This is a genomic window from Mesorhizobium alhagi CCNWXJ12-2 (genome assembly GCF_000236565.1).
Lineage (GTDB): Bacteria > Pseudomonadota > Alphaproteobacteria > Rhizobiales > Rhizobiaceae > Allomesorhizobium > Allomesorhizobium alhagi.
Window position 1 is genome coordinate 24,617 of record NZ_AHAM01000254.1, and the last position, 23,663, is coordinate 48,279.

The following is a 23,663-nucleotide window of genomic DNA, read 5'->3' on the forward strand; positions in this document are numbered from 1 at the left end:
TTGCGGCTGCAAGCGAGAAAGATGGCCGTCCATTGGAGCCGATCCACAGTCGTTCGTAGTCGCCGCATACTTGTGCAGTGCACAACAAATGGGCGGACTTAAATGGCGGAATGGCCGATACTTCATCTACCTGCAATCGTCGGATCACGCCATTTCTCTGCAACTAATTGTTTTCCATGTGAAATTTACACATGGGCGAAACTGGCACGGTTCCTGCTTCTCTTTTCGCAGGCCTACAAGGCCACGGAATAGACGTCCAATGGCGGGCGTCACAGGCAAAGCTGCCGATCAGGAAATCGCACTCCCGGATGTACGGAGGCGACGGCCTGGCCGGCAGCTTTTTGTTTTTGATCCAAACCCAGCGCGGCGCCTCCCACGCCGTTCAAGGAGCCGACAATGACCGCAACTTCTCTAGCCGCGCCAAGCCAGGACAACGCTCCGGGCAGGGCGCTGGCCATGTCGACCATCGCCTTCACCGTCTGCTTTGCCGTGTGGACGATCTTTTCCATCATCGGGGTACGCATCAAGGACGAACTCGGCCTGAGCGAAACGCAGTTCGGGCTGCTGGTCGGCATGCCGATCCTGACCGGATCGCTTGTCCGGGTGGCGCTCGGCATCTGGACCGACCGCTATGGCGGCCGCCTGGTCTATACGGCGACCATGCTGGCGGCCGCGATCGCCACCTTCCTGCTGGCCTTCGCGCAAACCTATGCACAGATGCTGGTCGCCGCGCTCGGCGTCGGGCTCGCAGGCGGGTCGTTCGCGGTCGGCGTTGCTTACGTGTCGCGCTTCTTTCCCGCGGAAAAGCAGGGCACGGCGCTTGGCATTTTCGGCGTCGGCAATGTCGGGGCCGCGGTGACCAAGTTCATCGCGCCCTTCGCCCTGCTCGCCTGGGGTTGGCAATCCGTCGCGCTGCTCTGGTCGGTCGCGCTTGTCGTCATGGCTCTGGTGTTCTGGTTCACCACCGGCGACGATCCGGTCATCCGCGAGCGCCGCGCCGGCCGCGCGAAGGCAAGGAGCCTACGCGACGAATTCGCGCCGCTAAAGGACGTTCGCGTCTGGCGCTTCGCCCTCTACTATTTCTTCGCCTTCGGCGCGTTCGTGGCGCTGGCGCTCTGGCTGCCGCGCTATCTGATCGGCGTCTACGGCTTCGGCATCGCTACCGCCGGCATGATCGGCGCGGCCTATTCGGTGCCGGCGTCGATCTTCCGGGCCTATGGCGGCGTGCTGTCGGACCGCGTCGGCGCGCGCACCATCATGTACTGGACGTTCGGGGTCTCGGCGATCGCCACGCTGATCCTGTCGCTGCCGCCGACCGACTATGTCGTGTACGGCATAGACGGTCGGATGGGCTTTCATCTCGCCATCGGACCTGTCGCCTTCATCGCCGTGATCTTCGTGCTCGGCTTCTTCATGAGCCTCGGCAAGGCCGCGGTCTACAAGCACATTCCGGTCTACTACCCGCAGAATGTCGGCGCGGTGGGTGGCCTGGTCGGCATGATCGGCGGGCTCGGCGGTTTCATCCTGCCGATCCTCTTCGGAATGCTCAATGACCTGACCGGGCTCTGGACCAGCTGCTTCATGCTGCTCTTCGTGCTGGTCGTGGTGTCGCTTGCCTGGATGCATTTCGCCATCCGCAGGATGGAGCGCAAGGCGGGTGACGCCGACCAACTCGCCTTTGCCGCGCAGTGAAGGGAAGGCAACCGTCATGACAGAAAAACTCGTCATCATCGGCAACGGCATGGCTCCGGGCAGGATGCTCGAGCATCTGCTGGAGAAGGCGCCCGACCGCTATTCCATCACCATCTTCAACGCGGAGCCGAGGGTCAATTACGACCGCATCATGCTGTCGCCGGTGCTCTCCGGCGAGAAGGATTATGAGGAAATCATCATCCATGGCGACGGCTGGTACATCAAGAACGGCATCACCCTCTACAAGGGCCACAAGATCGTAGCGATCGACCGCACGGCGAAAACCGTGACCTCCGATCACGGCGTGGTCGAGCCTTACGACAGGCTGGTGATCGCCACCGGATCGGTACCCTTCATCATCCCGGTTCCCGGCAACGATTTGCCTGGCGTGCTGACCTATCGCGATCTCGACGACGTGCAGGCCATGCTGCTTGCGGCGCAGTCGCGGGCAAAGGCGGTGGTTATAGGCGGCGGCCTGCTCGGTCTCGAGGCGGCCGCCGGCCTCGGCGAGCGCGGCATGGACGTTACCGTGCTCCACGTGATGCCGACGCTGATGGAGCGGCAACTCGATCCGGCCGCCGGCTATCTCCTGCAGCGCGCCGTCGAGGCGCGCGGCATCAAGGTCATGACCAAGGCCAACACCAAGGCGATTGTCGGCAACGGCAGGGTGGAAGGCGTGGAACTGGCCGACGGCACGATTGTGCCCGCCAGCCTGGTGGTGATGGCGGTCGGCATCCGGCCGAATGCGACGCTGGCGAAGGATGCCGGCGTGACGGTCAATCGCGGCATCGTCGTCGATGCCGGCATGCGCACCTCCGATCCCGACATTTTCGCGCTCGGCGAATGCGCCGAAGTGGGCGGCCAGGTCTACGGCCTTGTCGCGCCGCTCTACGAAATGGCGCGGGTGGCGGCATCGCATCTTGTCGGAGACGAAAGCGCGGCCTTCGTGCACAACGACACGCCAACGAAGCTCAAGGTGACCGGCATCGAACTTTTCTCGCTCGGCGACTTCGCCGACGGCGACGACCGCCAGGAGATCGTGCTGCGCGACGCCTCCGCCGGCGTCTACAAGCGCCTGGTGCTCAAGGACGACCGCATTATCGGCACAGTGCTCTATGGCGAGACGGCCGACGGGGCGTGGTTCAACGACCTGAAGAAGAAGCAGACCGACATATCGGAGATGCGCGACACGCTCATTTTCGGCCAGGCCTATCAGGGAGGAGCCCCCCTGGACCCTATGGCGGCCGTTGCAGCCTTGCCGGATGATGCTGAAATCTGCGGCTGCAACGGCGTATGCAAGGGAACGATCACCGGCGCGATCACTGCCAAGGGACTGACCTCGCTCGACGATGTCCGGTCGCACACCAAGGCCTCGGCCTCCTGTGGCTCGTGCACCGGCCTCGTCGAACAGTTGATGTCGCTGACGCTGGGCGACAGCTACAACCCTGCCGCGGTTCAGCCCATGTGCGGCTGCACCACGCTCGGCCACGACGATGTCCGCCGGCTGATCAAGGCGAAGGGCCTGAAGACCATTCCCGCCGTCATGCAGGAACTGGAATGGAAGACCTCCTGCGGCTGCGCCAAATGCCGGCCGGCGCTGAACTACTACCTCGTGGCCGACTGGCCGGATGAATATGCCGACGACTACCAGTCGCGCTTCATCAACGAGCGCGTCCACGCCAATATCCAGAAGGACGGCACCTATTCGGTGGTGCCGCGCATGTGGGGCGGCGTGACGTCCTCGAAGGAGTTGCGCGCCATCGCCGACGTGGTTGACAGGTTCGAGATCCCGATGGTGAAGGTGACCGGCGGCCAGCGCATCGACATGCTGGGCATCCGCAAGGAGGATCTGCCGGCGGTGTGGGCCGATCTCGGCAAGGCAGGCTTCGTGTCGGGCCACGCCTACGCCAAGGGATTGCGCACGGTAAAAACCTGCGTCGGTTCGGACTGGTGCCGCTTCGGCACGCAGGATTCGACTGGCCTCGGCATACGCATCGAAAAATTCATGTGGGGCTCATGGACGCCTGCCAAGGTGAAGATGGCAGTGTCCGGCTGTCCGCGAAACTGCGCCGAGGCGACCTGCAAGGATGTCGGCGTGATCTGCGTGGATTCCGGTTTCGAGATCCACTTCGCGGGCGCGGCCGGCCTCGACATCAAGGGCACCGAGGTGCTGGGGCTGGTGAAGACTGAGGACGAGGCGCTGGAGGTCATCGTGGCGCTCGTCCAGATGTATCGGGAGCAGGGCCGCTACCTCGAACGTATATATAAGTGGGCCAAGCGCGTCGGCATTCCTGAGGTCAAGCGCCAGATCATGGATGATGCGGAAAAGCGCAGCAGCTATTACGAGCGCTTTGTCTTCAGCCAGAAATTCGCACAGGTCGATCCCTGGACGGAGCGCGCCTCCGGCAAGGACAAGCACGAGTTCCGGCCGATGGCGACTGTAGGATTTGCGGAGGCGGCGGAGTGAACGGCGTGAACTGGATTGCGATCGGCTCGATCACCGACATTCCGCAGCGCGGCGCACGTTGCGTGGCGACGCCGCAGGGAAAGATCGCCGTCTTCCGTACGGCCGAGGACCAGGTCTTCGCCATCGAGGACCATTGCCCGCACAAGGGCGGGCCGCTCAGCCAGGGCATCGTGCACGGCGCGGCGGTGACCTGCCCGCTGCACAATTGGGTGATCTCGCTTGAGACAGGCAAGGCGCTCGGGGCGGACGAGGGCGCGGTGAAGACGATCCCGGTGAGGGTCGAGGACGGCCGCGTCTTGATTTTGCTGGCGATGGCGCTGGCAGCGGAATGATGAACTGGCTCGGCTTTTCAACCCGCCGCTTCGATCTCCCTGCGGGCGCAACTGGCAAGAAATGCAGAGCGCGTCAGGCCACGGCGCTGCGCGGTTTCGTCGATCGCGCGCAGGACGCCCGCTTCGAAGGTGACGTTCGCGCGCACGACGCGCGCATCATTGTCGACGAAGGGTACGCGAATGAGGAAGGCACCCGCCGCGAGGTCGTCGCGGATGTCCTGGCGGGCAACGATCCGCTCGACCGGCGACGGCTCCGGAAGGTTCGAATCTTCGCCGAAAAGCTGCAGAGCCTCCATCGCATTCGCGATGATGTCCTCTTCCTCATCCGAGGCGGAGAACACGCCCGGCAAGTCCGGAAAGGATATGCCGAAGGCGCTATTCGGTTCTTTGTGCACAATCGCGAAGTAGGCGCGCATCAGTCGTTGTTCTCCTGTTCGAGCCATCCGGCGGCGCGGGCAATGTTGCGGGCGGTTCCTGCCGGAAGGTCTTTCTTCGGATGGGGCACAATCACGGTCCGGTTCCCTTTCCTGAACTTGTGGTGTGAACCCGACACGCTGATCTGCTCAAAGCCTTCAGCCTTAAGGCGCTGGATGATCCGCCTACTGTTGCGCTCCATCCGCGTCCCCTCTGATGCACATATAAATACGCATCCTCGTCTCTCCATTCAAGTGGGGCGGCTATGTCAGCCGAGGTGAGGACCACCTGCCCCTATTGCGGGGTGGGTTGCGGCGTGCTGGCGAAGGTCGCCGCGGACGGCGAGGTGAGCGTCCGCGGCGACGCCGACCATCCGGCGAATTTCGGCCGGCTCTGCTCCAAGGGTTCGGCGCTCGCCGAAACGCTCGGATTGGAGGAGCGGCTGCTTCACCCGGAAATCGGCGGCCGGCGCGCTGGCTGGGACGAGGCGCTCGACCTCGTCGCCTCGACCTTCACAAGCACCATAGCCGAGCACGGTCCGGATTCGGTCGCCTTCTATGTCTCCGGCCAGCTGCTGACCGAGGATTACTACGTCGCCAACAAGCTGATGAAAGGCTTCATCGGCTCGGCCAATATCGATACCAACTCCCGGCTCTGCATGGCCTCGTCGGTTGCCGGCCACCGCCGCGCCTTCGGTTCGGACACCGTGCCCGGAACCTACGAGGATCTGGAACTCGCCGATCTGGTCGTGCTGGTCGGCTCCAATCTCGCCTGGTGCCATCCGGTGCTCTACCAGCGCATCGCGGCGGCGAAGGAGAAGCGGCCGGGCATGAAGATCGTGCTGGTCGATCCGCGCCGGACGATGACTGCCGATATCGCGGACCTGCATCTCGCGATCGCGCCGGACGGCGATGTCGCACTGTTTTCGGGGCTGCTCGCCTTCCTCGCCGAACGGGATGTGCTCGACCGAGCCTATATCGAGGCTCACACCACCGGCTTCGAGGCGGCGCTGGCCGCTGCGTCGGCGCTGGGAATGGCGGAGATCGCACGCCGGACCGGACTCGACGAGGAGACGCTTCTGCGCTTCTTTACGCTTTTCGCCGAGACGCCAAAAACGGTGACGGTGTACAGCCAGGGCGTCAACCAGTCGGCGTCGGGCACCGACAAGGTCAACGCCATCATCAACTCCCATCTGGCGACCGGCCGTATCGGGGAGCCGGGGGCAGGGCCGTTCTCGGTCACGGGCCAGCCCAATGCCATGGGCGGCCGCGAGGTCGGCGGGCTCGCCAATATGCTCGCCGCGCATATGGAGATCGAAAACCCTCTCCACCGCGACCGCGTGCGGCGGTTCTGGAATGCGCCGGCCGTCGCGGAGAAGCCGGGGCTGAAAGCTGTCGACATGCTCCGCGCCGTGGCCGACGGGCGCATCAAGGCGCTGTGGATCATGGCCACCAATCCGGTGGATTCGATGCCGGACGCCGATGCGGTCGAGGCGGCGATCAAGGCCTGCCCGTTCGTCGTCATCTCGGATGTCTCAGCCGAGGGCGACACCATCCGCCATGCTCACGTAAAACTGCCGGCCGCCGCCTGGGGCGAGAAGGACGGCACGGTGACCAATTCCGAGCGCCGCATCTCGCGGCAGCGGCCTTTCCTGCCCATGCCCGGCGAGGCGCGGCCGGACTGGTGGATCATCGCCGAGGTCGGCAGGCGGATGGGGTTTGCCGAGGCGTTTTCCCACGCGTCGCCGGCCGAGATATTCGCCGAGCATGCCGCGCTCTCGGGCTTCGAGAATGGGGGTGAGAGGGATTTCGACATCGGCGCGCATGCCGGCGTCGATGCTAGCGCTTACGAGGAGTTGGAGCCGTTTCAGTGGCCGGCGGTTGCGCTGCCACCTTCTCCCCGTGAACGGGGAGAAGGGAACGTCAGTAACGTCCGCTTCTTCGCCAATGGCGGCTTTTACACGCCCGACCGCAAGGCGCGCTTCGTCGCCGTCCGCCCGGCCGGCGAAACCGCCGCCGCCGCCGACTATCCGATGATCCTCAACACCGGTCGGGTGCGCGATCATTGGCACACCATGACCAGGACCGGCCAGAGCCCGCGCCTGTCGCAGCATCTGGCCGAGCCTTTCGTCGAAATTCATCCGGCCGACGCTGCCCGCTGCGGCATTGGCGACGCCGATATCGTGCGTGTGTCGTCCGCCCGCGGCGAAGTGCTGGTCCGAGCGCTGCTGACCGCTCGCCAGCGCCAGGGCAGCGTGTTCGCGCCGATGCACTGGACCGACAGATTTTCGTCCAGGGGCCGCATTGATGCCCTTGTCGCGCCGCTTACCGACGCGGTTTCCGGCCAGCCGGCTCTGAAGCATGCGGCGGTCCGGATCGAAAAATTTGCGGCGCGGGCGTTCGGCTTCGCGGTCATGCGACAACGCCCGGTCTGGATCGACGCCGACTACTGGGCGCTGGCCAGATGCCGGCATGGATGGCGTGTCGAACTGGCCTTTGCCGGGGAGAAGACCGACTGGGCCGCATTCGCGCAAAAGCTGTTCGGCGCGAATGAGGAAGCGGAACTTCTCGCCTATCACGACAGCGACGCCGGACAGCACCGCATAGCCGCATTCGATGGCGACAGGCTTGCCGGCGCGCTGTTCGCGGCGCCGGGGCCGGTGGCAGTCTCGCGCGGCTGGGCCGCCGACCAGCTCGGCGAAACCCATGCCGGGCAACGAAGCCGCTTCCGGATCGTCGCCGGACGCGCCGGGGCCGACAGGCCCGATGCGGGCGCGATGGTCTGCTCCTGTTTTTCCGTTGGGGCGAACCAGATCGCAGCCGCCGTCGCCGCCGGCTGCGCCAGTGTCGAGGACGTAGGCAACGCCACAAGGGCGGGAACCAATTGCGGCTCATGCCGTGCCGAAATCCGGGCGATCGTCAATGCGGGCCGCGTCCAGGCCGCCGAGTAGCCAACAACGCAAAACCGACCCATACCGACGGAATGGCGCGTTGACGTTTGCCTCCGGCGGGAGGAAGTATCGCGCCCGGAAGTAACCCAGCCTCACCGGACACATGGCGCAAGGCCAGGCAATCGCGAAGATCGACAATGCCCCCGCGAAGGATGCAGGGGTCAGCTATGCCGTTCTCGTTTTTCCCGGCTTTCCGCTGATGGCGTTCAGCTCCGTCATCGAGCCGCTGCGGGCGGCCAATACGCTCGCCGGCAGGAAGTGCTATTCCTGGATCACTGTCGGCCTGAGCTGCGATAAGGTTTTTGCATCCAACGGCGTCGCCATCGAGCCCGACCACTCGGTCCGCACCGCGCCGGTGGTCGACCGCGTAGTCGTGTGCTCGGGCGGCGATGCCGATCATCTCGTTGCCGAGGAGGCGCTGGTCTGGATCAGGCGAAGCCTGCGGGCTGGCGCGCAGATCGGGGCGGTAGCGGACGCTGCTTTCTTCCTCGCCAGGGCGGGCCTGCTCGACGGCCATTCCTGCACGCTGCACTGGACCAGCCAGCCCGCCTTCAGGGAAGCCTTTCCCGACCTCGACATGCGGCGCGACCTCTATGTCATCGACCGGCGTCGCTTCACCTCGGCCGGCGGCGTCGGCAGCCTCGACATGATGCTGGAGCTGATCGCCAGGGATTACGGCGCGGAACTCGCGGCGGGCGTCGCCGAATGGTACGTGCACAGCCCGCTGCGATCGAGCGTCGACCGGCGGATGATGCCGCTGCGCCTCAGGACCGGCATCCGCGACGAACTGGTGCTGTCGGCCGTGGCCATCATGGAGGACGCGGTGGAGGACCGCCTCGGAATGTCGGATCTCGCCCGCCGGCTCGGCGTTTCGCCGGACAAGCTCGAACGCGCCTTTCAGCTGGAACTCGATACCGTTCCGAGCGCCTACTACCGCAGCCTTCGGCTCAGGCGCGCCGCGGATCTGCTCGCCCACTCGACGCTTCGGATTGGCGAAGTCGCGCTTTCCTGCGGCTTCTCGAACGCGTCGAGTTTTTCGCGGGCCTTCAAGGAACAATATGGCTACGCGCCCAATCATGCTCGGCGACGCCGAGCCCCGGCGAAATAGCCCGCGCTGGCCGGCTTGGTCACGGAATCCAGCATGGATTCTGCGGTTTTGTGAACATCGGAAGGGACGACGATAGTCCATCTTCCGCTCAAACGGAGGTAGCCATGAGCATTGTTGTTTTCGATCCCGACAGCGTCGACGATGTCGATTTCGCCGACCGCATGCGCCACCCGGCCGCCGCCGATCCGGCGGGCGGCATGTGGCTGTCCGACACCGAGCCGTCCTTCATCGACGCGGATGCGCTGCGCAAGGGCCGGCTGAAGAAGCTGCGCGACTGGATGCGGGAGGCAGGCTACGGCGGGGTCGTGCTGTTCGATCCTTATAACCAGCGCTACGCCACCGGCTCGCGCAACATGTTCGGCTATTTCCTGCGCAATTCGACGCGGTATTTCTTCATCCCGACCGAAGGGCCTATCGTGCTCTTCGAATATCCGCAGAGCTACCATGTCTCCATGGTGCTCGACACGATCGACGAGGCGCGGCCGTCGAAGCTGGTCTGGTCGTCCGTGTCAGGCCGCGACGACGAGACCGCGGGTCCGTTTGCCGACGAGATCACCGATCTCCTGAAAACCCATGGCGGCGGCTCGATGAAGCTCGGCCTAGATCGCTGCAGCCATCTGCAGGCGCTGGCGCTAGAAAAGCGCGGCTGCGAGGTGAAGGACTGCCAAGGCGAGATCCTGGCGGTGAGGGCGGTGAAGACGCCCGAGGAAATAAAATGCCTGCAGGTATCCATGGCAGGCGCGGAAGCGGCCGTCGCCGCCGTGCGCGAGGCGATCAAGCCCGGAGTTTCCGAGAATGATCTCTTCGCGATCATGTACCACGAGGTGATCCGGCAGGGTGGCGAGTTCATCGAGACGCGCCTGTTGACCTCCGGCCAGCGCACCAATCCCTGGTTCAACGAGGCGAGCGGCCGCAAGCTCAGGCCCGGCGAACTGGTCGCGCTCGATACCGACACGATCGGCTGCTACGGCTACTATTCGGATTTCTCCCGCACCTTCCGCTGCGGACCGGGAAGGCCGACCGACTACCAGAAATCGCTCTACCGCATGGCGCATGAGCAGGTGCAGCACAATATCGGCATCATCAAGCCGGGCATGGCCTTTCGCGAAATCGCGGAAAAGGCGTGGAAGATCCCGGAACGCTTCGTCGAGCAGCGCTACACGTCGGTGATGCACGGGGTCGGCATGCATGGCGAGACGCCGTTCATCGCGCATGCGATGGACTACGACACCTATGGCCGCGACGGGCATCTCGTGCCCGGCATGGTGGTCAGCATCGAAAGCTATATCGGCGAGAAGGGCGGGCGCGAGGGCGTCAAGCTCGAGGACGAGGTGCTGATCACCGACACCGGCACCGAACTCCTGTCGCGCTTCCCCTATGAAGACGAATTCCTGGACGGGCATGCATGATGAAGAGAACGCTTTCGGTGATGCCGGAGACGGCGGCTTTGCTGTGCGTCGATCTGCAGGAAGAACACCGGCAGGACAGCCGCTATCTGGTCGAAGGCTTCGATCAAGTGCTCGTCAATATCGGGCGGCTCCAGACGGCGGCTCGGCAGGCGGCAATCCCGATCTACCATTCCGCCTATGTGGTCGACACGGCGCACGCGCAAAGGCCATTTCACCCGATCATGCCCGACGGCAAGTCCGCGTTCAGCGACGTCAACGACCCGCTGTCGGCGATCTGCCCGGAAGTAGGGCCCGCCGGTGACGAGATCGTTCTGATCAAGACTGACGCCAGCAGCTTTTCGCAGGGCGAGATCAACCTGCTGCTCAAGGCGCGCGGCATTGAATGGCTGTATATCGCCGGCGTGTGGACTGAGGCGTGCATCGCGGTGACCGTCAAGGACGCTGTCGATCTCGGCTTCCGTGTCGCGCTGGTCAAGGATGCCTGCGGCAGCGGTTCGGCCGCCATCCATCAGACCGCAATCCTCAACCTGGCCAACCGGCTCTACGGCGGCGCGGTGGTGGATACGGACGGCGCCTGCCGGCTGATGGCCGGCGAAACCATCGACGCCTGGCAGATCCAGGGCTCGGTGCCGCTGCGTTACACCTTCGAGAATGCGGCGGAGCTTTATCGCGGGCTTTAAGCGAGCCGGCTGATCCACCGGCCTGTTTTCCAAAACACCCCTGCGGAATCCCGCACGAGATTTGCGGGAGAAGGAACATATCTCGCTTGAGACCCGACCTATCATTCCGTGGCGGCATTGGGAACTGGAGCCGCGAGCGGGAGATACCAATGATCAAGCTGATGTTGACGAACAGATCCCTGCATCCGAAGGCAGAGCCGGTTGCCGACGGCTTCAAGAAGGGCCGGATGAACCGGCGCGAATATCTCGCGACCATGGCCGCGCTCGGCGTCAGCGCCGCCGGCGCGCTTTCGCTCGGCGGTCTCGCGCCGACCCCGGCCAGCGCGCAGGAGCCCAAGAAGGGCGGCGTGCTGCGCGTAGCGATGCACGTAAAGAGCTGGCGCGACCCGCGCACCTTCGACGGCGTCGAAATGTCGAACGTCGCCCGCCAGTGCAACGAGTACCTCGTGCGCTGGAACCGCGATTTCACCTTCGAGCCCTGGCTGCTGGAAAGCTGGGAAACCAGCGACGACGCCAAGGTTCTGACCCTCAACGTGCGGCAAGGCATCACCTGGTCGAACGGCGATGCGTTCAATGCCGACGACGTCATCCACAATCTCACGCGCTGGTGCGACGCGTCGGCGGAAGGAAATTCTGTCGCCGGGCGAATGGGTTCGCTGGTCGATCCGAATACGAAGAAAGCCGTCGATGGCGCGATCGAGCGCGTCGACGACCACACCGTCCGGCTCACGCTGCCGCAGGCGGATGTCTCGCTGATTGCCGGCATGGCCGACTATCCGGCCCTGATCATGCACCGCAGCTATGACGGCGGCAGCGATCCGATGCAGGCGCTGGCCATCACGACGGGCCCGTGCGAACTGGTGCGCTGGGAGACGGAAACGATAGCCGAGGTCCGCCGCAAGGACAAATGGTGGAAGGGCGACTTCGCTCTCGATGGCATCCAGTGGATCGACTACGGTTCCGACCCCAACCCGATGTTCTCCGCCTTCGAATCGGCCGAGATCGACACCAACCACGAAACCTCCGCCGACACGCTGTCACAGGCCGAAGCGCTGGGCCTTGCGAGTTCGGAGATCGCCACAGGCTCCACCATCGTTGCGCGCTTCAACGTGACCAATGCGCCCTATGACGACGTCAAGGTGAGGCGGGCAGCGCAACTGGCCGTCGACAACGGCGCAGTGCTGGCGATCGCCCTCGACGGACGCGGCACGGTGGCCGAAAACCATCATGTCGGGCCGATGCACGCCGAATACGCCGATATCGGGCCGCATGTGCGCAATGTCGACGAGGCCAAGAAGCTGATCGGCGAGGCGGGCAAGGCCGAGCATGAGTACGATCTTATCTCGGTCGACGTCGAATGGCAGAAATCGGCCGCGGACGTGATCGCGGCGCAGATGCGCGAAGCCGGCCTGAAGGTGAAGCGCACGGTGCTGCCGGCATCGACCTTCTGGAACGACTGGAACAAATATCCATTTTCCTGCACCGAATGGCTCGGCCGCCCGCTTGGCGTCCAGGTGCTGTCGCTGGCCTACAAATCCGGCGGAGCGTGGAACGAAAGCGGCTTTTCCGACAAGGAATTCGACACGCTGCTCGACAAGGCGCTGGCCACGCCGGACGCCGAGGCCCGCCGCGAAATCATGGCCAGGATCGAGACGATCCTGCGGGATTCGGGCGTGATCATCCAGCCTTACTGGCGCTCGGTCTATCGCACCTACCGGGAAGGCGTGCACGGGGTGGAGCAGCATCAGGCGCTTGAGCAGCATTTTGAAAAGGTCTGGCTGGAGACGTAGTCCAATCGCGCGCGAAAACCCGATGGCGCCCGATTACCGGAAGCTACTCGACGCAGAGATCTGGGCGTTCATCGACCGCATCAACGGGTTCTATCCGCCCGAAGCCATCGACTGGCCGATCGGCAAGAACCGCGAGGTCTACGACCGGATGAGCCGCGCCTTTCACGCCGGCCGTCCGGAGAGCGTGGGCACGGAAACGACAGCGATCATCACGCCGACGCACTGCATTCCGATCCGTATCTACCGAAGCGCAGCGCCCGACGCTGCCGCCATGGTCCTCTACTTCCATGGCGGCGGCTTTATCCTCGGCGGGCTGGAGAGCCACGACGACATCTGCGCCGAGCTTTGCGCGGGGACCGGATATACGGTGGTTTCGGTCGATTACCGGCTCGCGCCCGAGCACACCGGCACGGCGGCTTTCGACGATGCGGTGGCCGCCTTCGAGTGGGCGGCCGCCACCTATCGCCAGCCGATCGTGCTTGCGGGCGAGTCGGCCGGCGGCAATCTCGCCGCCTGTCTCGCGCATCATGTGCGCGGCCATGTCCGCGCGCCGGCGGGTCAGGTGCTGATCTATCCCGGCCTCGGCGGCGACATGGCCAAGGGCTCCTACGTGACCCACGCCGAAGCGCCGCTGCTGACCACGAGCGACGTCGAGTTCTATCACGATGTCCGCACCGGCGGCGCGGATGTTTCCACGGACCCGCGCTATAGGCCGCTTGCCGCTTCCGACTTTTCCGATCTGCCGCCGACGGTCATTTTCGCCGCCGAATGCGACCCGTTGTCATCCGACGGCGAGAGCTATCGCGATCGGGTACTGGCGGCCGGGGGCAGGGCGCATTGGCTGGAAGAGCAGGGCCTCATCCACGGCTACCTCCGCGCCAGACATATGGCGAGCCGGGCGGGTGCGAGCTTTGCGCGCATCGTCGAGGCGGTCGCGGCGCTCGGCAGGGGCGAGTGGCGGTACTGAGCGGGATGTTTGTCCGTCCTAATAAATGAACCGGGCGGCGAACTTCGCCGCCCGGCAGTCATCTATTACATGCCTTTTTCCTTGAGGACCGCCTCGGCGTTTTCCGCGGTCACCTTCTCGGTAGGCAGCGTGATAGTCTTTTCGACCTTCTCGCCGTTCAGGTGCTTGATGGCCTGGCGCAGGCCTTCCGCGCCTGGAGTCGCGTAGAGGAAGGTGGCGGTCAGTTCGCCGTTCTTCACCCAGGTCACGCCTTCGCCCGGCAGCGCGTCGATGCCGATGAATTTTATATCCTTTTCGCGCCCGACATCCTTGGCCGCGAGATAGGCGCCGTAGGCCATCGGATCGTTGTGGCCGTAGACGATGTCGATCTCCTCATGATTGCGCAGCGCGGTCGCCATGATGTTGTAGGCCTCGTCCTGCTTCCAGTCGCCGGACTGCTGGTCGAGCAGGTGCTTGATGCCGGGCTCCTTGTCGGTGAATTCATGGAAGCCGTCATGGCGGTCATGCGCCGGCTGGGTGCCCATGCCGCCCCAGATCTCGACGATGGTGCCTTCCGCCTTGCCGGGGCCGCCGAGGAGTTCGACGGCGTATTCGCCGGCCGCACGGCCGATCAGCTTGTTGTCGCCCCCGACGAACTGCGTGTACTGGTCGGTCTCGACGTTGCGGTCGAGCACGAAGACCGGGATTTTCGCGTCGATCGCCTGCTGCACGACGCCGGTGAGACCGGCCGATTCCTTCGGCGATACGAGCAGCGCGTCGACTTCTTGCCGGATGAGGTTCTCGACGTCGGCGACCTGCTTCTCGGTCTTGTCCTCGCCGTCGGTGACGATCAACTCGACTTCCGGGTGCTTGGCCGCTTCGGCGATGATGTCCTTGTTGAACTGGGCGCGCCAGGGTTCGATCGTCGTCGCCTGGCTGAAGCCGATCGTCCACTTCTTGTCTTGGGCGATGGCGTCCCCGCCAGGCAGGAATGCGGTGGTTGCGGCGAGTGCTGCCGCGAAAGCGGCGAGCCTTATGAATTCACGGCGTTTCATTAGCGTTTCCTCCGATGTTTCGAGACATTGTCTCTTCCGACGGCCGCTCGTTGGCGGACGTTTGCTTGTGCGCCGATCGGCGGACCGGCAGGCGCAGATAGGCGAAAAGGTCAGCGGCGTTGCGCTCCTGTATGAGCACCGCCCCGACGATGATCAGCCCCTTCAGCACAAGCTGAAGGTTCGAATTGATGTTGTGGAGTTGCAAGAGATTCGACAGCAGGCCGAAGATCAGCACGCCGACCAGCGTGCCTGCCAATCGTCCCCGCCCGCCCATGAGGCTGGTGCCGCCGATAACGACGGCTGCGATGGCGTCGAGTTCCAGCCCGGCGCCGGCGTCCGGCTTGCCCTGGCGGTACTGCGCCACATAGAGCACGGCGGCGATGCCGGCGAGCAGGCCGGATATGGCGTAGGTGACGATCTTGACGCGGCCGGCATCGATGCCGGAAAGCCGCGCTGCCTCTTCATTTCCGCCGATGGCATAGACATAGCGGCCGAACGGCGTGAAGCGCAGCACCGCGCCGTAGATGACGATCGCCGCGATGAAGAACAGGCCGGGCATCGGGATGATGCCGAACACCAGCGAGCGCAGGATGTCGAACTCGGCGACGGCATTGGAACCGGTATAGACGGGCAGCACCGCATTGTTCTGGCCGGCGGTGAGGCGGGCGACGCCCAGCGCCGTCACCATCATGGCCAGCGTCACGATGAAGGGCTGCAGCCGCCCGGCGACGATGACGAAGCCGTTGATGGCGCCGAACAGCATGCCGACGCATGGCGCGACAAGCAGCACGCCGAGCACCCCGAACTTGGTCTGCACCTGCGGCAGCAGGAACCACAGCGCCAGGCTGCAGAGAACCAGGCCAACCACGCCGGGCATGATGGCGCCGCGCATGGCGTCGAGCTTTACATCGCGAGTCGGATCGCTGCCCGCGCGCTGCTTTTCGAGGTTCAGGAAGACGAAACGAGTGACTGCGACGCCGATGATGAGCGCGACCAATGCCACTGTCGGCACGCCCATGAGGGCGGCCGGCGTATAGCCGGGCATGGTCAGGAGCATGGCGCAGACCACGCTGGCGATCGCCATTAGCGAGCCGACCGAGAGGTCGATGCCGCCGGTGATGATGACCGCTGTCATGCCGGTGGCGATCAGGCCGGTAGTCGACACCTGGCGCAGCACGTCGAGCAGATTGCCGTAGGACAGGAAGATATTGTTGCCCTTGGACGTGATCGGCGAGGACAAGACACCGATCAGGAAGATCGCGATCAGCCCCCAATAGAGCTTTGTGCGGGAGAGAAGTTTCAGTGCTGCGCTCATGCGACCGCCTTTGCGCGGCTGCTGCGCGGAGCGGCAAGCTGCATGATGCGCTCTTCGGTCGCCTCGGAGCGGGCAAGCATGCCGCTCTGGCGGCCTTCCGACATCACGAGAATGCGGTCGGCAAGGAGCAGGAGTTCGGGAAGTTCGGAACTGATGACCACGATGGCGATGCCCTCGCGCGCCAGCCGGAAGACGAGATCGTAGATTTCGCGTTTGGCGCCGACATCGATGCCGCGCGTCGGCTCGTCAAGCAACAGAACGCGCGGCCGGGTGGCGAGCCACTTGCCTATCACGACCTTCTGCTGATTGCCGCCCGACAGCGTCCCGGCGGGCTGTTCGATGCCGCTGCAGCGCACGCCCAGCGTCTCGACCGCGTGCTCGGCGATCTGCGCCTCGCCGGCAAAGGAGCGGATGCCGAAACGCGCCAGCGCGCCGACCAGCGGCAAAGCGACATTGTCGGTGATGGAGGCCTGCAGATGCAGCCCCTGCGACTTGCGATCCTCGGTCACCAGCGCGATGCCGAGCCGGCGCGCATCCCGCGGCGAACGGATTTCGACCGCCAGCCCGTCGAGCCGGATCTCGCCGCCGGACTGGCCTTCGGCCGAGCCGAAGATCGTCTCCAGTATTTCGGTGCGGCCCGAGCCTAGAAGGCCGCCAATGCCGAGGATTTCTCCGGCGTGCAGATCGAAGCTGACGCCTTCCAGAACCTGCCGCCAGCCATGCCGCTGCGGGACGGAAAGCGAAAGGTTGCGGACCGCCATGACGATCCTGTCGTCTGCGACGCGCTCGTCATGGACCGCGTCGAGCAGGCTGCGCCCGACCATGGCGGCGATGATGGCGTCTTCGGTGAGACCGCTCATCTCGCCGGTGAGCACATGTCGCCCGTCACGGAAGACCGTGACGCGGTCGGCCAGATGCATGACTTCGTCGATGCGGTGCGAAATGTAGACGATGGCGACGCCGTCGGCGGCAAGCTGCCGGATGATGCCGAACAGCCGTCGGCACTCGGCCGGCGACAGCGCCGATGTCGGCTCGTCCATGATCAGGATGCGAGCGTCGAGCGACAGCGCCTTGGCGATCTCGACGAGCTGCTGCTCGCCGACGCGCAGCGAAGCGATGCGCGCCTCTGGGTCGAGATCGATGCCAAGCCTTTGCAGCAGCGCCCGGGCGGCGCGGGTGCTGGCCTTGCGATCGACGATCAGGCCGGCGATCAAACGCTCACGGCCCAGAAAGATGTTGTCGGAGACGCTGAGTTCGGGAACCAGATTGAGCTCCTGGTGAATGATGGCGATGCCGGCTGCTTCGGCGTCGCGCACGCTGCCGAAATGCACCGTCTCGCCGTCGACCCTGACCGTGCCTTCATAGTCGGTGTGGACGCCGGAAAGGATCTTCATCAGCGTCGACTTGCCGGCGCCGTTTTCGCCCATCAGCGCATGGATTTCGCCGGCCTTCAGCTCCAGGTGGACATCGCGCAGGGCTGCGACGCCGCCGAAACTCTTGGATATTCCGCTGGCCGTCAGGACAGGCGAAAGGTTTGCGCGGTCTGCATCGATCTGGACGGCGGAATCGTCATTGAATGACAATGGCGGCCTCCCTTTCCGACGTCGTCAAGTTTTCCGAAAGCTAATCTAAACGTTTCGGATGAGTCAAGCTGTCGAGGGCGCGGCCTGCGGATGAGTTGGGTAATTATGTTGCGGATTGCCCAAAATTCTCGTAATCGGTGATCCAGGGTTCATCAAAACGTTTCGAAATGACGGACAGCAACCGAACCAGGCCCCGCCGATCGACCGCGCCGACGATGCTTCACGTGGCCGAGGCGGCGCGGGTGTCGGTGGCGACGGTCTCGGCCGTCATCAACGGGACGGCGATCGTCAGTCCCGAGCTTACCGCCAGGATCGAAGCCGCGATCCGCGACATCGGCTACAAGCGCAACGCGATCGCCCGCAGCCTCAAGATGGGCAAGACCCGCACCATCGGCCTGACAGTCGCCGACATCACCAACCCCTTCTTCACCGATGTCGTCGCGGTCCTTCAGGAGGTGCTGCACCGCGCCGGCTACGCCGTCATGCTGTGCAGCAACGACGAGGACATGGAAATGCAGGACGAGCAGATCCAGCTTCTGCTCGACCGCATGGTGGACGGGCTGATCATTGCGCCGGCCGGAGACGACGCCAATCTGAAGCGGATACTGGGCGGTACGAAAGTGCCTATCGTGCTGATCGACCGCATCTGCGACGGGGTCGAAGCCGATGCCGTGATTCTGGACAACCAGCGCGCCGTGTTCGACGCCACCACCTACATGCTGCAGCTCGGGCATCGACGCATCGGCTATGTTTCCGGATCGCTCGATACCTCCACCGGCCGTGACCGGCTGGAGGGCTATCACCGCGCGCTGGAAGCGAGCGGCGTGCCGTTCGACGAAACACTGGTTCGGTTCGGCAATTTCCGCGAAGCCGACGCGTACAACGCTTCAATGCAACTGTTGACCCAGCCCGATCGTCCCTCGGCGATATTTTCGGCCAACAATCTGATGGTCATTGGCGTCATGAAGGCGATCCGTGACATCGGGCTCTCCTGCCCGGAGGATGTCTCGGTCGTCTGCTTCGACGACTTTCCCTGGGCAGATGTGTTCCGGCCGCAATTGACCGCGGTCGCCCAGCCGGTGCGGGCGATCGGCGAACAGACCGCCCAACTCATCCTCGACCGTCTCGCCGGCAGGATCGAGGACGAGCCGCGCCGTCTGGTGCTGCAGGGACGGCTGATGATCCGCAACTCATGCCGTCCGCATGCGTCGCTGCTTCAGGGAGCGACTGCTTAGCTCAATCCGCATGCAGTTCGCGGGCGATCGGCGGCCCGATCGTCAGATCGCGAAAGGTCGCGCGAAAACCTTCCCGCTGCGGCGAGCAGGCCATTACGCCGATCTCGGCCTCGCCTGCCCGGAACGGGCAAAGCCGCGCCATCTGCCATGCGGCTCCGTTGACCGAGAACTGCACCCGGACCGCATCGCCATGGCGGGTCAGCCGCATCGCGATCTCGTCGCTCGGTTTGGCGTCGGGCAGGGGAAGCACTGACCAGTCCGACACGCCGTTCGTCACGACCACGCTGAAATGCATCATGCCGTCGGTGTATTCGATGCCGGCCTTGATCCAGTGCTTTTCGTCGGCGCGGAGGTAAAGCCCGGCCTGGTCGTAGAGCACCTGATAGTCGCCGGTCACGACAGCGGCGGCGGTGAAATCGCCGGACACCTGGCGGATGAAGGCGTGTCCATTGTCGCGGATGAAGCCGTAGAACGTTTCGCGCCAGAAATCCGTTTCGGCGTCGGTGCGCAGCTCAAGCGCCTTCGCATCGCCGCTCCAGACGGACGGCTCGTTGAGCCAGTGAAACGCTTCGTGCATGGCGGAGTTCCTGTCGCTAATGTCGACTCCATAGCGGCGCGTTTGCGCGCCGTCCACATCCGGGAGTTCTGGACATTGGTATTGACAGGAATACATATGTTCATTAACCCTCGCATCACCTAGCCGAGTATCAGGAGGAGTATCGGGATGGCTTCCAATGTTGCATTGACGGGGCTTGCCCGCGATCTCGAGGCGCGGGGCAAATCGGGCAAGCCGATCCGCATCGGGCTGATCGGCTCGGGCGAGATGGGCACCGATATCGTCACCCGCGTGGCGCATATGTCCGGCATCGAGGTCGGCGCCATCTCCGAACTGAACATTCCGGCGGCCAGCAAGGCGGTCGACATCGCCTTCCGCGAGGCAGGGCATTCGCGCGAGGTGTCCAATGCATCGGCCATGACCGCCGCCATGGAGACCGGCAAGATCGCGGTCACCAACGACGCCGACCTGATCCTCAGCAACGATCTCATCGACGTGGTGATCGACGCGACCGGCGTTCCCGCCGTCGGCGCCGAGATCGGGCTGCGCGCCATGGAGCGCGGCAAGCATCTGGTGATGATGAATGTAGAGGCGGACGTCACCATCGGCGCGTATCTGAAAAGCGAGGCCGACCGCCTCGGCGTAACCTATTCGCTGGGCGCCGGCGACGAGCCTTCCTCCTGCATGGAGCTGATCGAGTTCGTTTCGGCCATGGGCCACCCGATCGTCGCGGCCGGCAAGGGCAAGAACAATCCGCTCAACATCGACGCCACGCCTCCGGACTATGAGGAGGAGGCCGCCCGCCGCAACATGAATGTGCGCATGCTGGTCGAGTTCGTCGACGGCTCGAAGACCATGGTCGAAATGGCGGCGATCGCCAATGCCACCGGGCTCGTGCCCGACAAGGCCGGCATGCACGGCCCTTCCGCGACGCTCGGCGAACTGAACAAGGTGCTGGTGCCTGAGAAGGATGGCGGCGTGCTTTCCCGGCTCGGCGTCGTCGATTACACGATCGGCAAGGGCGTCGCGCCCGGCGTCTTCGTGGTCGCCGACATGTCGCATCCCAGAATTTCGGAGCGCATGGAGGATCTGAAGATGGGCAAAGGCCCGTACTTCACCTTCCATAGGCCCTATCACCTGACCTCGCTGGAAGTGCCGCTGACCTGCGCCCGCGTCGTGCTCTACGGCAAGGCCGACATGGTGCCGCTGGCAAAGCCTGTGGCCGAGGTCTGCGCCGTCGCCAAGAAGGACATGCAGCCCGGCGAAAAGCTCGATGCGATCGGCGAATATTGCTACCGCGCCTGGATCATGACCGCACCGGATGCGCATGCCGCGAAGGCCGTTCCCTGCGGCCTGCTCCAGGGCGGTTCGGTCACGGCCCCGATCAGGAAGGGCGAGCTTCTCACCTACGCCAATGCCGCGCCGGCGCCTGGATCGAAGATCGCCGAGTTGCGGGCGCGCCAGGATAAACTCGTCTACGGCGGCGTGGAGGCCTGAGCATGGCTGCTCCGAAGCGAGCCCAGCCGGAAGCGGCGGCGCACGCCAATCTGCCCTTCATCTACCGCGAGTACAGCCCGGAGCAACTGCGTCAGGTGCTGCACAAGATGTACCTCATCCGCCGCTTCGAGGAAGGCGCGGAGGAGTGCTACACGCGCGGCCTGATCCACGGCACCATGCACCTGTCGATCGGGCAGGAAGCCAGCGCCATGGGCGTCTGCATGCCGCTCGCCGAACATGACCAGATCACGTCCACCCACCGAGGCCATGGCCACTGCATCGCCAAGGGGGCCGAGGTGAAGAAGATGTTCGCCGAGTTCTTCGGCAAGACGACCGGCTACTGCAAGGGGCGCGGCGGCTCGATGCACATTGCCGACGTCGCCAAGGGTAATCTCGGCGCCAACGGCATCGTCGCCGGCGGCATTCCGATCGCGGTCGGGGCCGCGCTCTCGGCCAAGAAGATGAAGACCGGCAAGGTGGTGGTTTCGTTCTTCGGCGACGGCGCCAACAATGAAGGCGCTTTCCACGAGGCGCTGAACATGGCCTCGATCTGGAAGCTGCCGGTCATTTTCGTCTGCGAGAACAATGGCTACGGCATGTCGACCTCGACCGAGCGGTCGACGGCGGTGAAGAACATCGCCGAGCGTGCGGCCGCCTATTCGATGCCCGGCGTGGTCGTCAACGGCAACATCTTCTCCGAAGTCGCGGAAGCATCGCACCGCGCGGTGGCGCGGGCGCGGGCAGGCGAGGGGCCGACGCTGATCGAATCCAAGACCTATCGCCACCGCGGCCACTCCAAGAGCGACCGCAACCGCTATCGCACCAAGGAGGAGATCGAGGACTGGATGTCCAATCGCGATCCGATCACGCTGTTGGAGAACGAGTTGCAGGAGTTCGGCATTATCGACCGGACGGGCGTCGAAGCCATCCGCCAGGCGGCCGCCCGGGAGATCGCCGAGGGCATTCAGTTTGCAAAGGACAGCCCGTCGCCGGACATCCGCGATCTGGAGAACTACGTCTATACGGAGCCGGCGTAAATGGACGCGATGGTTCGCGAACTGAGCTACGCGCAGGCAATCCAGGAGGCCATGGCGCTCGCCATGGAAGTCGACGAGCGTGTGTTCCTGATGGGCGAGGATATCGGAGTCTATGGCGGTGCGTTTCAGGTCACCGGCGATCTGGTCGAGCGCTTCGGCGCCGAGCGGGTGATGGACACGCCGATCTCCGAACTCGGCGGCGCCGGCGTCGCGGTCGGCGCGGCGATGACCGGCATGCGGCCGATCTTCGAGTTCCAGTTCTCCGATTTCGCCACGCTCGCCATGGAGCAGATCGTCAATCAGGCTGCAAAGATGCGCTTCATGCTGGGCGGCGAGGTTTCGGTACCCCTGGTGATGCGCTTTCCCGCCGGTTCCGGCACGGGCGCTGCCGCCCAGCACAGCCAGAGCCTGGAAGCCTGGCTCGGCCATGTGCCCGGCCTGAAGGTGATCCAGCCGGCGACGCCGCACGACGCCAAGGGCATGCTGCTGGCGGCGATCGAAGATCCCGATCCGGTGATGATCTTCGAGCACAAACTGCTCTACAAGATGAAGGGTCCGGTGCCGGAAGGGCATTACACCGTGCCGATTGGCAAGGCGGAGATCCGACGCGAGGGCCGCGACCTGACCATCGTCGCCACTTCGATCATGGTGCACAAGGCACTGGAAGCCGCGGAAACGCTGGAGGCGGAAGGCATCGACGTCGAGGTGGTCGATCTCAGGACCATCCGACCGATGGACAAGCAGACGATCATCGACAGCGTCAAAAAGACCTCGCGGCTGCTTTGCGTTTACGAGGCGGTCAAGACGCTGGGCATCGGCGCCGAAGTCAGCGCGATGATCGCGGAGAGCGAGGCGTTCGACTATCTCGATGCGCCGATCGTGCGGCTGGGCGGCGCGGAAACGCCGATCCCCTACAATCCCGAACTGGAAAAGGCGACGGTGCCTCAAATCCCCGACATCATCGCGGCCGCGCGCGGCCTGGTGAAGGGAACGCGCTGAAAATGCCGGTCGAGGTGATCCTGCCCAAGGTCGACATGGACATGGCGACCGGCCAGATCTCGCGCTGGTTCGTCGAGGAGGGTGCGGCGGTCAGGAAGGGCGACGTGCTCTTCGAGATCGAGACCGACAAGGCGGCGATGGAGATCGACGCGCCGGCCAGCGGCACGATCCGCGACATCACCGGCCGGGAAGGCGTGGACATCCCGGTCGGCGAGGCTGTGGCGTGGATTTATGAGGCGGGGGAGGATGAGACGGCTGTTGATCACGCGGCCACGCAGAACAAGGCTCGAGTCTCCCCCCTTGTGGGGGAGATGTCGCCGAAGGCGATAGAGGGGGGCGCTGTCCCGCCGGCTTCTCAAAATAACATCATAAAAGAGAGGCGCTCCACGTTGCCCCCCTCTGCCCTCCCGAGCGCTGATCGAGGGACGGGCATCTCCTCCACAAGGAGGGAGATTGGCAGCGGAGATGTCCGCGCCACGCCGCTCGCCCGCCGTCTTGCGCGGCAAGCGGGGCTCGATATTGCAGCGGTGGCCGGCTCTGGCCCGTATGGGCGCGTGGTGAGGGCCGATGTGGAGAAGGCGGCTGCGGCAGGGCGGGC

20 protein-coding genes are annotated in these 23,663 nt (G+C 64.5%); 14 read left to right on the forward strand and 6 right to left on the reverse strand.

Annotated features, from left to right (window positions below; all coding sequences use genetic code 11):
• Positions 1 to 396: 396 nt before the first annotated feature.
• From MAXJ12_RS26740 to nirD, 3 genes are read left to right on the forward strand one after another with little or no spacing between them, the layout of a single operon-like run.
• Positions 397 to 1,692, forward strand: coding sequence for an MFS transporter (locus tag MAXJ12_RS26740; RefSeq protein ID WP_040588262.1), 1,296 nt, complete (start codon positions 397 to 399; stop codon positions 1,690 to 1,692).
• 16 nt (positions 1,693 to 1,708) lie between these two features.
• A complete protein-coding gene (gene nirB, locus MAXJ12_RS26745) occupies positions 1,709 to 4,159 on the forward strand; it encodes a nitrite reductase large subunit NirB (protein WP_008839231.1) in 2,451 nt (816 codons plus the stop codon).
• A 5-nt stretch (positions 4,160 to 4,164) separates the two neighbouring features.
• On the forward strand, positions 4,165 to 4,491 hold the full coding sequence (nirD, locus tag MAXJ12_RS26750; RefSeq protein ID WP_008839232.1) for a nitrite reductase small subunit NirD: 327 nt from the start codon (positions 4,165 to 4,167) through the stop codon (positions 4,489 to 4,491).
• Between the two features lie 17 nt (positions 4,492 to 4,508).
• Here the strand turns inward: nirD and MAXJ12_RS26755 are convergent, their stop codons facing one another.
• Positions 4,509 to 4,907, reverse strand: a complete 399-nt coding sequence (locus tag MAXJ12_RS26755) for a type II toxin-antitoxin system HicB family antitoxin (RefSeq protein ID WP_008839233.1) — start codon at positions 4,905 to 4,907, stop codon at positions 4,509 to 4,511.
• Entirely contained in the window at positions 4,907 to 5,107 is a 201-nt protein-coding gene (locus MAXJ12_RS26760) for a type II toxin-antitoxin system HicA family toxin (protein ID WP_008839234.1), read from the reverse strand. Before MAXJ12_RS26760 ends, MAXJ12_RS26755 begins: the two co-directional genes overlap by 1 nt.
• A 63-nt stretch (positions 5,108 to 5,170) precedes the next feature.
• Here MAXJ12_RS26760 and MAXJ12_RS26765 point away from each other — a divergent pair, with 63 nt between their 5' ends.
• The 6 genes from MAXJ12_RS26765 (at position 5,171) to MAXJ12_RS26790 (ending at position 13,809) form a co-directional block, all read left to right on the forward strand.
• A complete protein-coding gene (locus MAXJ12_RS26765; protein ID WP_040588264.1) occupies positions 5,171 to 7,855 on the forward strand; it encodes a nitrate reductase in 2,685 nt (894 codons plus the stop codon).
• 103 nt (positions 7,856 to 7,958) lie between these two features.
• Positions 7,959 to 8,963 carry a GlxA family transcriptional regulator gene (locus tag MAXJ12_RS26770; protein WP_008839236.1) on the forward strand — a complete coding sequence of 335 codons (1,005 nt, stop codon included), beginning with the start codon at positions 7,959 to 7,961 and terminating at the stop codon, positions 8,961 to 8,963.
• 104 nt (positions 8,964 to 9,067) lie between these two features.
• Positions 9,068 to 10,372 (forward strand): M24 family metallopeptidase, encoded by a 1,305-nt coding sequence (locus MAXJ12_RS26775; RefSeq protein WP_008839237.1) that lies wholly within the window; start codon positions 9,068 to 9,070, stop codon positions 10,370 to 10,372.
• A complete protein-coding gene (locus tag MAXJ12_RS26780; protein WP_040588276.1) occupies positions 10,372 to 11,052 on the forward strand; it encodes an isochorismatase family protein in 681 nt (226 codons plus the stop codon). The genes MAXJ12_RS26775 and MAXJ12_RS26780 overlap by 1 nt, the downstream gene beginning before the upstream one ends.
• 152 nt (positions 11,053 to 11,204) lie before the next feature.
• A complete protein-coding gene (locus MAXJ12_RS26785) occupies positions 11,205 to 12,842 on the forward strand; it encodes an ABC transporter substrate-binding protein (RefSeq protein WP_040588277.1) in 1,638 nt (545 codons plus the stop codon).
• Positions 12,843 to 12,864: 22 nt separating this feature from the next.
• Positions 12,865 to 13,809, forward strand: coding sequence for an alpha/beta hydrolase (locus MAXJ12_RS26790; RefSeq protein ID WP_008839240.1), 945 nt, complete (start codon positions 12,865 to 12,867; stop codon positions 13,807 to 13,809).
• Positions 13,810 to 13,874: 65 nt separating this feature from the next.
• On the opposite strand, the gene MAXJ12_RS26795 is transcribed toward MAXJ12_RS26790, so the two are convergent.
• Genes MAXJ12_RS26795 through MAXJ12_RS26805 form a run of 3 tightly spaced genes read right to left on the reverse strand, consistent with a single transcriptional unit; the run spans position 13,875 to position 17,741 of the window.
• Entirely contained in the window at positions 13,875 to 14,843 is a 969-nt protein-coding gene (locus MAXJ12_RS26795) for a substrate-binding domain-containing protein (protein WP_008839241.1), read from the reverse strand.
• Positions 14,830 to 16,158 carry an ABC transporter permease gene (locus tag MAXJ12_RS26800; protein WP_008839242.1) on the reverse strand — a complete coding sequence of 443 codons (1,329 nt, stop codon included), beginning with the start codon at positions 16,156 to 16,158 and terminating at the stop codon, positions 14,830 to 14,832. The genes MAXJ12_RS26795 and MAXJ12_RS26800 overlap by 14 nt, the downstream gene beginning before the upstream one ends.
• On the reverse strand, positions 16,155 to 17,741 hold the full coding sequence (locus MAXJ12_RS26805; RefSeq protein ID WP_008839243.1) for a sugar ABC transporter ATP-binding protein: 1,587 nt from the start codon (positions 17,739 to 17,741) through the stop codon (positions 16,155 to 16,157). Before MAXJ12_RS26805 ends, MAXJ12_RS26800 begins: the two co-directional genes overlap by 4 nt.
• A gap of 215 nt (positions 17,742 to 17,956) precedes the next feature.
• Here MAXJ12_RS26805 and MAXJ12_RS26810 point away from each other — a divergent pair, with 215 nt between their 5' ends.
• Complete coding sequence (locus tag MAXJ12_RS26810; protein ID WP_040588287.1) at positions 17,957 to 18,976, forward strand: LacI family DNA-binding transcriptional regulator; 1,020 nt, start codon at positions 17,957 to 17,959, stop codon at positions 18,974 to 18,976.
• Position 18,977: 1 nt separating this feature from the next.
• Here the strand turns inward: MAXJ12_RS26810 and MAXJ12_RS26815 are convergent, their stop codons facing one another.
• Positions 18,978 to 19,553: a DUF1349 domain-containing protein gene (locus tag MAXJ12_RS26815; protein WP_008839245.1), complete on the reverse strand. Its 576-nt coding sequence runs from the start codon at positions 19,551 to 19,553 to the stop codon at positions 18,978 to 18,980.
• Positions 19,554 to 19,700: 147 nt separating this feature from the next.
• On the opposite strand from MAXJ12_RS26815, the gene MAXJ12_RS26820 reads away from it, so the two are divergent.
• The 4 genes from MAXJ12_RS26820 to MAXJ12_RS26835 all read left to right on the forward strand — a co-directional run.
• On the forward strand, positions 19,701 to 21,029 hold the full coding sequence (locus tag MAXJ12_RS26820) for an NAD(P)H-dependent oxidoreductase (RefSeq protein ID WP_008839246.1): 1,329 nt from the start codon (positions 19,701 to 19,703) through the stop codon (positions 21,027 to 21,029).
• A 2-nt stretch (positions 21,030 to 21,031) separates the two neighbouring features.
• Complete coding sequence (locus MAXJ12_RS26825) at positions 21,032 to 22,066, forward strand: thiamine pyrophosphate-dependent dehydrogenase E1 component subunit alpha (protein WP_008839247.1); 1,035 nt, start codon at positions 21,032 to 21,034, stop codon at positions 22,064 to 22,066.
• Complete coding sequence (locus MAXJ12_RS26830) at positions 22,067 to 23,065, forward strand: alpha-ketoacid dehydrogenase subunit beta (RefSeq protein ID WP_008839248.1); 999 nt, start codon at positions 22,067 to 22,069, stop codon at positions 23,063 to 23,065. It begins immediately after the preceding gene.
• Between the two features lie 2 nt (positions 23,066 to 23,067).
• On the forward strand, positions 23,068 to 23,663 hold a 596-nt coding region (locus MAXJ12_RS26835; protein WP_008839249.1), incomplete at its 3' end, for a biotin/lipoyl-containing protein.

Excerpts from the sequence above, each read along its gene's own strand:
- MAXJ12_RS26740 (WP_040588262.1), top strand. The coding sequence starts at position 397 with ATGACCGCAACTTCTCTAGCCGCGCCAAGCCAGGACAACGCTCCGGGC.
- MAXJ12_RS26815 (WP_008839245.1), bottom strand. The coding sequence starts at position 19,553 with ATGCACGAAGCGTTTCACTGGCTCAACGAGCCGTCCGTCTGGAGCGGC.
- MAXJ12_RS26775 (WP_008839237.1), top strand. The coding sequence starts at position 9,068 with ATGAGCATTGTTGTTTTCGATCCCGACAGCGTCGACGATGTCGATTTC.
- MAXJ12_RS26800 (WP_008839242.1), bottom strand. The coding sequence starts at position 16,158 with ATGAGCGCAGCACTGAAACTTCTCTCCCGCACAAAGCTCTATTGGGGG.
- MAXJ12_RS26760 (WP_008839234.1), bottom strand. The coding sequence starts at position 5,107 with ATGGAGCGCAACAGTAGGCGGATCATCCAGCGCCTTAAGGCTGAAGGC.
- MAXJ12_RS26755 (WP_008839233.1), bottom strand. The coding sequence starts at position 4,907 with ATGCGCGCCTACTTCGCGATTGTGCACAAAGAACCGAATAGCGCCTTC.
- MAXJ12_RS26830 (WP_008839248.1), top strand. The coding sequence starts at position 22,067 with ATGGACGCGATGGTTCGCGAACTGAGCTACGCGCAGGCAATCCAGGAG.
- MAXJ12_RS26825 (WP_008839247.1), top strand. The coding sequence starts at position 21,032 with ATGGCTGCTCCGAAGCGAGCCCAGCCGGAAGCGGCGGCGCACGCCAAT.
- nirB (WP_008839231.1), top strand. The coding sequence starts at position 1,709 with ATGACAGAAAAACTCGTCATCATCGGCAACGGCATGGCTCCGGGCAGG.
- MAXJ12_RS26790 (WP_008839240.1), top strand. The coding sequence starts at position 12,865 with ATGGCGCCCGATTACCGGAAGCTACTCGACGCAGAGATCTGGGCGTTC.
- MAXJ12_RS26795 (WP_008839241.1), bottom strand. The coding sequence starts at position 14,843 with ATGAAACGCCGTGAATTCATAAGGCTCGCCGCTTTCGCGGCAGCACTC.
- MAXJ12_RS26780 (WP_040588276.1), top strand. The coding sequence starts at position 10,372 with ATGAAGAGAACGCTTTCGGTGATGCCGGAGACGGCGGCTTTGCTGTGC.
- MAXJ12_RS26810 (WP_040588287.1), top strand. The coding sequence starts at position 17,957 with ATGCTTCACGTGGCCGAGGCGGCGCGGGTGTCGGTGGCGACGGTCTCG.
- MAXJ12_RS26765 (WP_040588264.1), top strand. The coding sequence starts at position 5,171 with ATGTCAGCCGAGGTGAGGACCACCTGCCCCTATTGCGGGGTGGGTTGC.
- MAXJ12_RS26770 (WP_008839236.1), top strand. The coding sequence starts at position 7,959 with ATGGCGCAAGGCCAGGCAATCGCGAAGATCGACAATGCCCCCGCGAAG.
- MAXJ12_RS26820 (WP_008839246.1), top strand. The coding sequence starts at position 19,701 with ATGGCTTCCAATGTTGCATTGACGGGGCTTGCCCGCGATCTCGAGGCG.